The sequence below is a fragment of the Burkholderia sp. Bp9143 genome (assembly GCF_003853645.1).
In the GTDB taxonomy this organism is placed as follows: Bacteria; Pseudomonadota; Gammaproteobacteria; order Burkholderiales; family Burkholderiaceae; genus Burkholderia.
Map to the genome: position 1 here is coordinate 93072 of NZ_QTPO01000016.1, position 11522 is coordinate 104593.

The window sequence follows — 11522 nt, forward strand, 5'->3', positions numbered from 1 at the left end:
CGCCGCCAACGCGTTTGGGCGAATGCGTCAACGGTTCAATTCCTCGAGCCGCAAGCCGTTGGTCCTCGGCCCGAAGAAACCGATCGATACCGCGACCGCCAGCATGCACGCCGTGATGCCGGCAAATACCCCGGGCAACCCGAAATCCCGGAGCAGGAACGCGATCGAAAAGCCCGACATCATCGCGCCGACCCGGCTGGCCGAGTACACGATGCCGTTGGCCCGGCACCGCACCGCCGTCGGGAACAGCTCGGCCTGGTACGCGTGGTAGCAGACCGAGATGATCTGGCCGGCGAAGCTGATCAGCACGCCGAGCAGGATGAGCGGCACCACCGCCTTGACCTGCGCGAACGCCGTCCCGCACACGATCACGACCAGCGCGCCGCCGACGATCAGGTGCTTGCGCTGGATCCTGTCGGCGACGGCCATCGCCAGCAGCGGCCCGAGCGGCAACGCGAACGCGATGATGAACGAATACAGCAGGCTCTTCGTGACCGTGATGCCCTGGCTGATCAACAGCGTCGGCACCCAGTTCGCAAAACCGTAGTAACCGATCGCCTGGCAGAAGTTGAAGACGATCAGCATCACGAGACGCGATCGATACGGCGGCTGCCACAACGCCGCGAGCGACGCGCGTCGATGCCGCGGCTGCTCGACGACCGGCGACGGCGGCGGCAGCGAGTGCCCCGCCTGACGTTCGACGATCGCCTCGATGTTCCGCACGATCGCGTCGCCCTTGTCGACCTGTCCGTGCATCGCGAGCCAGCGCGGACTCTCCGGCACGCCGCGCCGGATGAACCACACCAGCAGCGCGCCGAGCGCGCCCGCGAGCACCACGACGCGCCATCCGTCGATACCGAGCACCGTGGTCGGCACGAGCCAGTACGACAGGATCGCGGCGACCGGCGCCGCCGCGAACATCACGCTCTGGTTGAACGCCATCGCACGGCCGCGCATCTGCTGCGGGACGAGCTCCGTCACGTAGCTGTCGATCGTGATGATCTCGACCCCGACGCCGATCCCGGTGATGAAGCGCCAGAGGATCATGCCTTCGGCGGTCGTCTGGCATGCCATGATCACCGACCCGATCGAATACCAGAGCAGCGATATCGTGAACACCGCGCGCCGGCCGTAGCGATCGGGCATCCAGCCCAGCCCGAACGTCCCGACGAACAGGCCCGCAAACGTCGCGGCGATGAAGCCGGCGATCCCGGTGAAGCCGAAGAACGCGTGCGTGGTCGTTTGCAGCACCCCGCTCTTCGCCATGCCCGGCGCGATATAGCCGGTGAAGATCAGGTCGTAGACCTCGAAAAAACCGCCCAGCGAAATCAGCAGCACCAGCATCCACAGATGGCGGGTGATCGGCAGACGATCCATGCGCGCGGCGATCGCGGCGCCCGGCGTGACGTCGACATCGATGAAGGGCGAATCGTGCGGACGGGAATCCGCGGTGACGGTGGGTTGCATGCATGTCTCCTGAATACGGCGAATGTCGGCGGCCTTGTTGTTGGATCGTGGTCCGCCTGCCGGTGTTGCGCGCCGCGCACGTCATGCACGGCGCGCGGTTCTCGACGATTGTTTGCTGCAGCACCTCGACCAACCGCATCGCGGCCGAGGCGCTGGCGGGTCATGCGGCCGCGCGGCCGGTCAGCCGTGAAAGAATCTCGTGCGTGTGTTCGCCGACCCGGGCCAACGCCTGCCGGACACCCGGCCGGCGACCGCCCATCGTCAGCGGCAACAGGACGACGTCGGTCGTCGTGCCGTCATCGGTCTCCATCGGCACGAGACCGCCGCTGGCCTTGAGATGCGGATCGTCGAGCAGTTGCTCCGGGCGCACGATCGGTGCGTACGGAATGCCCGCGGCCTCGAGCTTCGGCATCAGTTCGTCGATGCGGTGGTCCTTCAGGATGTCGCCGAGGACATCGAGCAACGCCGGCCGGACCGCCACACGCAATGCGTTGCTCGCGAAGCGCGGCTCGGCGGGCAGGTCCGGGCGGCCGAGCACGTCGCACAGCGTGGCGAACTGCTTGTCGCTGACCGCGCCGATGAACAGCTGTTCGTTGCCGGCAAGCATGAACACGTCGTACACGCTCCAAGCGGACACGCGCGCGGGCATCGGCGGCGGCGCTTCATGCGTCATCGCATACTGCTGCATGTGCTGCGCGGAGAGGAACACGCAGTTCTCGAAGAGTGCGCTTTGCACTTCCTGGCCGCGTCCGGTGACATCCCGTTCGCGCAACGCGGCGAGCACGCCGATCGCGCCGAACATGCCGCCCATGATGTCGTTGACCGACGTTCCCGCGCGCAACGGCCGACCCACCGGCCCCGTCATGTACGACAGCCCGCCCATCATCTGCACGACTTCGTCGAGCGCGAGACGCTTCTCATACGGACCGGGCAGGAAGCCCTTGTGCGACACGTAGACGAGCCGTGGGAATGCCTTCGAAAGCGTGTCGTAGTCCAGACCGAGCTTCGTCATCAGGCCCGGGCGGAAATTCTCGAGCATCACGTCGCAGGTGCCGATCAGTTCGACCGCGGCATCCCTGCCCTCCGGCGTGTTGATGTCGAGCACGACGCTCTTCTTGTTGCGGTTGAAGGTCCGGAAGAAGCCGATGCCGAGGCCCGGCAGCCTGCGCGTCTTGTCGCCGCCGGGCGGCTCGATCTTGATGACCTCCGCGCCGAGATCCGCGAGGATCATCCCGCACGTCGGCCCCATGACCATGTGCGTGAACTCGATCACGCGCACGCCGTCGAGCGGGAGTCTTGCGTTGGTTTCCATGATGTCCTCAGGCAGTGCGCGCAGTCGACGCGCGATGTGTTTTCGGCAAGCCGGCGCGCCATAGCGCGCCGTGCAACGTTTCGCCGTCGAGCCAGCGCGCGACCTTGGCGCGCAGCGCCAGCAGCGCCGGCAGGTCGATGCCCGTGTCGATGCCCATGTCGGCGAGCATGAACGCCAGGTCCTCGCTCGACGCATTGCCGCTGGCACCCGGCGCATGCGGACACCCGCCGATGCCGGCGAGTGTCGCGTCGAAACGCGCGACGCCGGTTTCCAGCGCGGCATAGACATTGGCGAGCGCGAGGCCGCGCGTGTCGTGAAAGTGGCCGCAATGGAACCGGTCGCCGGCAATGCGGCGGGCGCGCTCGAACAGATCGCGCACGGCCGCCGGCCCAGCGTAGCCGACCGTGTCGGCGATGCTGACGCGATCCGCCCCCGCGTCGAGCAACGCCTGCATGCAACGCAGGACTTCGTCCGGTTCAACGCGCCCCTGGATCGTGCAGCCGAACGCCGTGCCGATGCCGCCTTCGATCAGCGTCGCCGACCCGGCGGCATCGCGCTCCGCACGGATGCGCGCGACTTCGGCGACCACTTCGTCGGGCGTCTTGCGCAGGTTCGCGAGGCTGTGTTCGCGGCTCGCGGACAACGGCACGAGCAGCAGGTCGGCGCCGGTCTCGATGGCGCGCTGCGCACCTTTCAGGTTCGGCACCAGCACCGACACGGTGAGGCCCGGCAGCGTTTTCGCGTAGGCGACGAGTTCGGCCGTATCCGCCAGTTGCGGCAGAAGCCGCGCCGGCACGAAGGAACCGACTTCGATCTCGCGCTGGCCGGCCGCGTACGCGTCGGCGATCCATTCGATCTTGCGCGCGGTCGGCAGGATGGCCTCGATGCTCTGCAGGCCGTCACGCAATCCAACCTCGCGAATCACGACATGGGTGGGAAAAGAAGGCATGGGGTTGCTGTCTCCGCAATCTGGGGCCGGTCATTGCGCGCCGGCGATAGCCCTACTTTAGAGATTCCCGAAAAAACGTAAAGAATCGATTTGGAACCGAAAACGTTCCGAAACGGAATCCCAGGAATCGGGCGGCCGCCGCATCGCGGCGGGGCCGGCCATCGCCATGCAGGCATGTCGACAGGCACGTCCGCGGCGCGCCGCACCCGCGTCGTCGTGGTAACTTCTGACATTCCCGGAAGACCCGGAAACCTGCCGAATCGAGCCGAAACCTTCCGGCCCGGAACGTTTCGACACGCGGAGACTGCACCGATGCGCGACATCGACCTCAAGACACTGCGGCTGTTCGTGGCCGTGTGCGACCACGGCAACATCGCGCGTGCCGCGAAGGAAGCGCACATCGAGCCTTCGGCGATCAGCAAGCGCATCGCGCAGCTCGAGAGCGATCTCGGCGTGCCGGCGCTGACGCGGTCGCGACGCGGCGTCACGCCGACGCCTGCCGGCATCGCGCTGCTCGAGCATGCGCGCAGCATGCTGTTCACGATGGACCGGATCGCGGCCGACGTCACCGCGATCGGCGACGGGCTGCAAGGGCGCGTGAGCATCTGCGCGTCGGCGTCGGCGATCGCGGAAGTGTTGCTGGACGACATCGCGTCGTTCATGCGCGATCCCGCCAACCGGAACATCAAGGTCGACGTGGAAGAGCGGCTGTCGCGCGACCTCGTCCGGCAGGTGCGGGAAGGGGCATCCGCGGTCGGCGTGTGCTGGGACAACGTCGACTTGCAAGGGCTGCAGGCGCGTTCATATCGTCATGACCGGCTGGCGCTCGCCGTGCATCCCGAGCATCCGCTGGCTGGCCGTCAATCGGTCGGCTTCGACGACACGCTCGAATTCGAACATGTCGGCCTGCCGCCGGCCACGGCCGTTCACACGATGCTCAAGCGGGCGGCCGCGGACCGAGGCCGGACCGTGTCATACCGCGTGATCGTGTCGAGTTTCGACGCGGCGTTCCGCGTCGTGGCCGCCGGCCTGGGGATCAGCGTGATTCCGGTCGAAGTCGCGGCGGCTTACCGGCAGTCGCTCGGCGTGCAGGTGATCCCGCTCACCGATGCATGGGCGCGGCGTCGTTTCATCGTGTGTTTCCAGCGCTTCGATACGCTGCAGCCCGCCGCGCAGCGGATGGTCGACCATCTCGCGAGTCGCGCGGCGCGGGACGACCACGGCCAGTAGCGAATTCCGGCTCGTCGGCATGCGCGGCAGTACCCATTGAACCGGACGGGCGACAACCTGAGCATTCACCGATTCGTCACGGAACCATCGCACTCGAGACGAGCGGTGCCTGCTAGCATGCCGTGTGGCCTGTCCGAATCGCGACGACGGCTGTAAAGATGTCGCGCGGCGTGGTGGTGTTCGGCCGGCCGCCTCCGTGCTGGTCACGCCGGCGCGCTTCGACGCGGACGCTTCCCGCAGCACGAATCGTGCTGTGCCCGCATTCGACTTCCATCCGACGGCCGGCCGCGCCGCATGCTGTTGCGCGCGCCGCCGGCACGAGATTCGTCCATGCCCAGGAAAAAATCCAGCCTCTGGCTACGGCCTTTCGACCTGTTGACCGCCGCGTCGAGCACGCGGCCCAAAAGGAAGACCACCCAGCCGGCGACGCCTGCCAAGCGCCCCGCCGACACACGGACCACGCGTCGCACGCGGCCCGTGCCCACCGCCCGGACATCGCCCCGCCAGGCACCCGGCACGTGGCTACGCTCGTTTCATTCCGCGCGCCCCGCCGCCGGCCGCCTCGTCAACCATCTTGCCTACGCGCTTTACCTGCCCGCCGCACCGGCGACGACCGCGGGCATGCCCGTCGTCGTCATGCTGCACGGCTGCAAGCAGACGGCCGAGTCGTTCGCCGCGGGCACCCGCATTTGCCGCGTCGCCGAGCGCGCCGGGTTTGCCGTGCTGTTCCCCGAACAGGCGAAGACCGCCCACTCGCATCGCTGCTGGAACTGGCATGGCGATGCGTCGCAGTCGGAGGCTCCGGCGATCGCGTCGCTGATCGACGCGATCGTGCAAGAGCACGGGTTTGATCGCGACCGGGTCTATCTGGCCGGCATGTCGGCCGGTGCCGGGCTGGCCGTGCGTCTGGCGCTCGAATTCCCCGATCGCTTCGCGGCCGTCGGCCTGCACTCCGGTCCGGCCATCGCGCCGCCGTTGTCGACGATGGCCGCGATGAGCCTGATGCGCCGCGGTCTCCGCGACGATCCGATACGCGTCGTCGACGCATGCGTCGACGCGCACGCCTATCCGGGCATGCCCGCGCTCGTCGTGCATGGCGGACTCGATACGGTCGTCGCCGAGCACAACGCGCGGCAGCTCGGCGTTGCGTTTGCGCGGCTCAATCGGCTCGTCGACGAACAGGGTGAACCGCGCGTCGGCGAGCAACGTACGTACGCGCTCGACGACGCGGCGTACACGGACTATCTGCGCGGCGGCACGCTGATCGTCCGGGTCTGCATCGTGCGCCGCCTCGCGCACGCATGGAGCGGCGGCGATCCGCGCGAGGCATTCCACGCCGCGACGGGGCCGGACGCGACCGCGATGTTCTGGCATTTCTTTCGACGGCGGCGGCGCAAGCGAGCGCGGTGACGACGCATCACCGCGCGCTCATGCCCGTTGCTCGACTGCCGCCGCGTCCACGTGGCCTTCCGCGCGCCGGATCGGCAGTCGAACGCAGAACGTCGTGCCGTGTCCCGGCGCGCTCGTCACGTCGATCGCGCCGCGATGGCGCTCGACGATGCCGTGCGACACCGACAAGCCGAGCCCCGTTCCCTGCCCGACCGGCTTCGTCGTGAAGAACGGATCGAAGATCCGTCGAACGATGTCGGGCGCCATGCCGGTTCCGGTGTCGCTGATCGCGATCGACACCTGCTCGCCGTCGCTCGACGTGCGGATCGTGATCACGCCGCGCTCGGGAATCGCGTGCGCCGCGTTGACGAGCAGGTTCATGAATACCTGGTTCAACTGCGACGGAATACATTCGACGTGCGGCACGTCGCCGTATTCGCGCACGATGTCGGCCTTGTACTTGAGTTCGTTATGGACGACGTTGAGCGTGCTTTCGAGACCCGAGTGGATGTCGACCACGCTCCACTCGCCGCTGCCCGGCCGCGAGAAATCGCGCAGGTCCTGCACGATGCGCCGCACCCGCACCGCCCCATCGATCGATTCGTCGATCAGCGTCACGATCTCGTCGCGCACGTAGTCCAGATCGGCCGCGCAGCGCAGCGCCGTCAGCGCGTCGCGCGCCGGGGGCGCCAGCTGCGGCAGCGCGGCTTCATGCGCGGCGATCACGTCCAGCAGGCTGCGCACCCACGTCCTCAGCGTATTGAGGTTCGCGCTGATGAAGCCGATCGGATTGTTGATTTCGTGCGCGACGCCGGCCGCGAGCTGGCCGATCGACGCAAGTTTTTCCGATTGCAGCAATTGCACGTGGGTTTCCTCGAGCGCCCGCAACAGGCGCCGCTGTTCGTCCTTCTCCTGTTCGAGCCGGATCTGCGCCGCCCGGCGCTCTACGATCTCGGTCGCCATGTTCTCGCGCGTGCGTTGCAGCATCGCCGTCGTCTGCTCGTAGCGCCGCAACGCCGTTTCGAGTTCCGCGGTCCGCAATCGCACCAGCCGTTCGAGCGTGTCCGTCATGCCGCGCAGAAAGGTCGTGCGTGCATCGAAGCGGCAGACGAGCAGCGTGACGATCAGCGTGGCCGTCGTGAACAGCGCAATGGTCGTCGCGAGCCACGGCGCATCGATGCCGTTCGCGGCACCGCATCGCGCATCCGGCGCGAAATGCGCGGCCGCCATCGCGGTGTAGTGCATGCCCGTGATGGCGATGCCCATGATCAGCGCGGCGCCGATGCGTTGCGCGGTCGCATGGTGCGCCTGTTGCGCGCGCAACGTCTGCGCCATCCAGAGCGCAACGGTCGACGCGATCACCGCCACGCCGATCGACGCCGCGAACAGCGCGGGATCGTAGCGTATGCCCGGCGCCATGCGCATCGCGGCCATGCCCGTGTAATGCATCCCGACGATCCCGGCGCCCATCAGCATGCCGCCTGCCAGCAGGTGCCGGCGGCTCAACCGCGCGCGCGTGACGACGTTCAGCGCGAAATACGACACGAGCACCGCGATCGCCAGCGACGCGCCGGTATCCGGCAGCGCATACCCGAGCGGAATCGGCAGCGACAGCGCCAGCATCCCGACGAAATGCATCGACCAGATCCCGGTGCCCATCGCGGCCGCGCCGCCGGCCAGCCACGCGCGCTTGAGCTTCGGGTCGTCGAGCAGCGAAATGAACGCGGCCAGGTCGAGCGCCGTATAGGCGGCCAGCGTCGCGATGACGAGCGACAGCAGGACAAGCAGCAGGTTGTAGGTGCCATGCATGATCGAGCGCCCCGGTCGAATTGAACGCGTTGCCGCGACGCGCGGTCGATCGCGCGCCACGGCCGTGCGGTCGTGCTGGATGTCACGCAGGCGGTGTGCCGGCCGGCGCCTGCGTCGACGCGGCAGCGCCGGTCAGCACGAGAATGTCGAACGCCGTGCCTTCGCGTGCCTCGAAGCGGCGCACGAGATCGATCTGGTGCGCCGACATCACGCTGCCCTTCGTCATCAACAGCACGCCGCGATGCGTGCGCAGATCGTCGGCGAGCTGCATGCCTTCGCGCAGCTGCGCGGACTGGATCTCCGCGACGGACGCCGCGATGCCCAGGCTCGCCGGATCCCGCGTCAGCTCGATGAAGCGCGCGACGAGCAGCGGGTCGTAACGCACGCCCGCCTGCGAGTGCAGCACGTCGATCGCCTGCTCGACCGAATGCGGCGAACCGATCTCGCCGTTGCGCAGCCCTTCGAAGTCGCGCGCGATCGCGACGATCCGCGAGCCGAGCGGAATCGCGTCGCCCGCGAGCCCGTCCGGCGTGCCGCGCCCGTTGAATCGCTCGTACTGGTGCAGCACGATCGACGCGACCTTGTGCAACTGCGCGACCGGCGTGAGCACCATCTGCGCGCGCAGCGGATGTTGCTGGAACAGGCTGTGTTCGTCCGTCGTCATCTTGACGATCGGCTTGTGCAGCAGTTCGTCGGGCAGCGACAGCTTGCCGATGCCGTGCAGCAGTCCCGCGAAATACACGTCCTGCGCGTGCAGGCTGCTCATCCCGGCCGACAGCGCGAGACGGCGCGCGATCTCGCCGACGCGCATCGCATGGCCGCTCGCCGACCCGCAGCGCATCTCGATCATGCTCGCGCAGACCTGGACCATCGCGGTAAAGCTGCTTTTCAGGTCGTGCTGCGCCGCTTCGAGGAACATCACGGTTTGCCCGAGTTCCTCGGTGCGCGCGCGAACCTGTGTTTCAAGTTCCGTGTTGAAACGGCGCAGCGTTTCGTTCTGCGCTTCGGTCAGCGCGGCCAGCCGCGCGGCTTCGCCGCGCAGGCGCCGCTGCTCGAGCGCCTGCTCGATGGTCATCAGCAGGTCGTGATCGTCCCACGGCTTGTTCAGGTAGCGATACACGCCGCCTTCGTTGACGGCCTCCACGATCGACGCGATGTCGGAATAGCCGGTCAGCAGGATCCGCATCGTGTCCGGGTACAGCGAGCGGGCGCGTGCGAGAAACGCCGCGCCGCTCATGTTCGGCATCCGCATGTCGGACACGATCAGGTCGACTTCGGTCGACGCCAGGATGTCGAGCGCGGCCTCCCCGCTTTCGGCGGTCAGGATGTCGTAGTGCGCGGGCCGCAACACGCGCTTGAGCGCGGACAGCACACTGGGTTCGTCGTCGACCAGCAGGATCGACGGGGTCACTGTGGCGTTGCCGGGTGCGGCTTCGGCGCTCGTTTCGGGTGGTGCTTCGTTGGTTCCGTCTATTGCGGATATCGTCATGGCTGGCCTCGGATGGATTTATCTTCACCACCTCTGTGACATCGGCCGGGTTGGGAACTTTCCGTATCAGGGAAAACGCTGACAAGCACGATGCAGACGCCGGCGTCATGAAGGCCGCATGCAACCACCCCGCAGCCGACTTCCGGTATCGTTGCCGGATGCGCCGTCCACGGCGCGCGTCGCATCACGATCCGTTCGCAACATTCAAACCCTATTGGAGCAACAATGATTCTGGAAATGGCATCGCTCGAAATCGATCCGTCGCAGGCCGAGCCATTCGAGGCGGCGGTTCGCCAGGCACTCCCGCTGTTCGCCCGCGCGCGTGGCTGCGGCGGCGCCGAGCTGCACCGCGTGATCGAGCGCAGTGGCGGCTACCTGCTCGTCGTCAAGTGGGACACCGTGGACGACCACATGGTGCATTTCCGGCAATCGGACGATTTCCAGGCGTGGCGGCAACTGGCGGGGCCGTTCTTCAAGAGCCCGCCGCAAGTCGTGCATACGGAAGTCGCGGTCAGGTAATCTCCTCAATAGAAACGGGTCGGGCAACCGCCCGGCCCGTGTCACGGGCGCGCTGCCGAAACCCGGCGTTACGCGCGCCACGCCAGTTTCCCCCTCCTTCAAAACCTGTGCCGCATTCCGATCCGCAATGAAACCTGCTTGTCGGTCGCGGACGGCGTCAACCCGGTGATCTGCGCAACCGCCGGCTGCCCGAGCGAATCCGTCCCGCTTGCCTTCTCGAACACGGCAACCGTATAAACGTCCGTGCGCTTCGACAGGAAATAATCGACCCCCGCGCTGAACAGGTTGTAGTTCGCGCCGCCCTTGCCGCCGGCACCGCCGTTCCTCGTGTAGTCGTAGGCGACACCGGCCTGCAACGACGGCGTGAACTGGTATTTCGCGTTGATCTCGACATTGTTGAACGCCGCGGTGCCCGCGTAACGCAGCGCATTCGGCCCCGACGCGGAGCCCAGCCCCTCGAAGCGCGTATTCGAATACGCGAGGTTGACGCTGAGTGCGGCCAGCGTCACGCCCGCTCCGACGCCGGCGATTTCGAGCCGGTTCGCGGACGCATAGCCGGCAAACACCGGGTTGCTCTCAGGCGCACTCGCGCTGCCGGCGCTGCCGAGGTTGTTGCTCGTCGCCGGGCCGGCATTCGGATTCGCGCCGAAGAACGACGTGTTCGGGTTGCGGACGTTCAGGTAGCCCGCGCCGATCGAAAACGGCCCCGCCGCATACGACGCGCCGGCGCCCCAGATCCAGTTGGTCGAGAACGATCCGGCGGTGCCGCCGAGATTCATCAACGCTCCGACCGTCAGCCCGCGGTAGCTGGCGCTGCGGAACTTGATCGCATTGTTGATGCGTCGCGTGTTCAACGCGTTGTCGAGGTCGCCCGGATGCGAGGTCATGTAGCCGCCCCACTGCGGCGCGGCGAGGAACGGCCCGTAGAAGTCGACGACGGGATCGTACTGGCGCCCGAGCGTGACCGTCCCGACCGGATGGGTCAGGCCGACATACGCCTGCCGCCCGAACATCGCGCCGCCCTGGTTCAGCACGCCGTTGTTGCTGTAGAAGCCGCTCTCCAGCACGAACAGCGCCTTGAGACCGCCGCCGAGATCCTCGCTGCCCTTGAGCCCCCAGCGGCTCCCCTGCAGGCCGGCCGACCCGCCTTCGATCATCGCGATCTGATGACCGCCGACCGGGCCGGCCGCCGTTCGCGCCGTCTGCACATTGCTGGTGTAGTTAATGCCGCTGTCGATGATCCCGTATAGCGTCACGCTGCTTTGCGCCAGTGCGATTACCGGCATTGAATTCAGTACAACCAAGCAAAATGAAAGCTTCTTCATCAATCGATCTCCTCCTTCGGTTATATGTCCCGG

9 protein-coding genes are annotated in these 11522 nt (G+C 67.1%); 3 read left to right on the plus strand and 6 right to left on the minus strand.

The features are described 5' to 3' along the window. Positions 1-27: 27 nt before the first annotated feature. The 3 genes from DIE23_RS14595 to DIE23_RS14605 all read right to left on the minus strand — a co-directional run bounded on the left by DIE23_RS14595 (position 28) and on the right by DIE23_RS14605 (position 3728). On the minus strand, positions 28-1467 hold the full coding sequence (locus DIE23_RS14595) for an MFS transporter (protein ID WP_124612767.1): 1440 nt from the start codon (positions 1465-1467) through the stop codon (positions 28-30). 160 nt (positions 1468-1627) lie between these two features. After that, a complete protein-coding gene (locus tag DIE23_RS14600) occupies positions 1628-2779 on the minus strand; it encodes a CaiB/BaiF CoA-transferase family protein (RefSeq protein ID WP_124612768.1) in 1152 nt (383 codons plus the stop codon). A gap of 7 nt (positions 2780-2786) precedes the next feature. Further along, complete coding sequence (locus DIE23_RS14605) at positions 2787-3728, minus strand: hydroxymethylglutaryl-CoA lyase (RefSeq protein ID WP_124612769.1); 942 nt, start codon at positions 3726-3728, stop codon at positions 2787-2789. Between the two features lie 312 nt (positions 3729-4040). On the opposite strand from DIE23_RS14605, the gene DIE23_RS14610 reads away from it, so the two are divergent. Beyond that, a complete protein-coding gene (locus tag DIE23_RS14610; protein WP_124612770.1) occupies positions 4041-4958 on the plus strand; it encodes a LysR family transcriptional regulator in 918 nt (305 codons plus the stop codon). A gap of 330 nt (positions 4959-5288) precedes the next feature. Next, positions 5289-6368 carry an alpha/beta fold hydrolase gene (locus tag DIE23_RS14615; protein ID WP_124612771.1) on the plus strand — a complete coding sequence of 360 codons (1080 nt, stop codon included), beginning with the start codon at positions 5289-5291 and terminating at the stop codon, positions 6366-6368. 18 nt (positions 6369-6386) lie between these two features. On the opposite strand, the gene DIE23_RS14620 is transcribed toward DIE23_RS14615, so the two are convergent. Beyond that, on the minus strand, positions 6387-8156 hold the full coding sequence (locus DIE23_RS14620) for a histidine kinase (RefSeq protein WP_124612772.1): 1770 nt from the start codon (positions 8154-8156) through the stop codon (positions 6387-6389). A gap of 82 nt (positions 8157-8238) precedes the next feature. Further along, positions 8239-9645, minus strand: a complete 1407-nt coding sequence (locus DIE23_RS14625; RefSeq protein ID WP_124612773.1) for an HD domain-containing phosphohydrolase — start codon at positions 9643-9645, stop codon at positions 8239-8241. A 225-nt stretch (positions 9646-9870) separates the two neighbouring features. Between DIE23_RS14625 and DIE23_RS14630 the strand changes: the two genes are divergently transcribed. Beyond that, the gene (locus DIE23_RS14630) at positions 9871-10164 is read left to right on the plus strand and encodes an antibiotic biosynthesis monooxygenase (protein WP_124612774.1); all 294 of its coding nucleotides are present in this window, start codon (positions 9871-9873) and stop codon (positions 10162-10164) included. A 98-nt stretch (positions 10165-10262) separates the two neighbouring features. Here the strand turns inward: DIE23_RS14630 and DIE23_RS14635 are convergent, their stop codons facing one another. Beyond that, positions 10263-11489: a porin gene (locus tag DIE23_RS14635; RefSeq protein ID WP_124612775.1), complete on the minus strand. Its 1227-nt coding sequence runs from the start codon at positions 11487-11489 to the stop codon at positions 10263-10265. Between the last annotated feature and the right edge of the window lie 33 nt (positions 11490-11522).

What these genes read in the sequence shown, in the direction of transcription:
- DIE23_RS14605 (WP_124612769.1), bottom strand. Translation starts at nt 3,728, where the DNA reads ATGCCTTCTTTTCCCACCCATGTCGTGATTCGCGAGGTTGGATTGCGT.
- DIE23_RS14625 (WP_124612773.1), bottom strand. Translation starts at nt 9,645, where the DNA reads ATGACGATATCCGCAATAGACGGAACCAACGAAGCACCACCCGAAACG.
- DIE23_RS14600 (WP_124612768.1), bottom strand. Translation starts at nt 2,779, where the DNA reads ATGGAAACCAACGCAAGACTCCCGCTCGACGGCGTGCGCGTGATCGAG.
- DIE23_RS14630 (WP_124612774.1), top strand. Translation starts at nt 9,871, where the DNA reads ATGATTCTGGAAATGGCATCGCTCGAAATCGATCCGTCGCAGGCCGAG.
- DIE23_RS14620 (WP_124612772.1), bottom strand. Translation starts at nt 8,156, where the DNA reads ATGCATGGCACCTACAACCTGCTGCTTGTCCTGCTGTCGCTCGTCATC.
- DIE23_RS14635 (WP_124612775.1), bottom strand. Translation starts at nt 11,489, where the DNA reads ATGAAGAAGCTTTCATTTTGCTTGGTTGTACTGAATTCAATGCCGGTA.
- DIE23_RS14595 (WP_124612767.1), bottom strand. Translation starts at nt 1,467, where the DNA reads ATGCAACCCACCGTCACCGCGGATTCCCGTCCGCACGATTCGCCCTTC.
- DIE23_RS14615 (WP_124612771.1), top strand. Translation starts at nt 5,289, where the DNA reads ATGCCCAGGAAAAAATCCAGCCTCTGGCTACGGCCTTTCGACCTGTTG.
- DIE23_RS14610 (WP_124612770.1), top strand. Translation starts at nt 4,041, where the DNA reads ATGCGCGACATCGACCTCAAGACACTGCGGCTGTTCGTGGCCGTGTGC.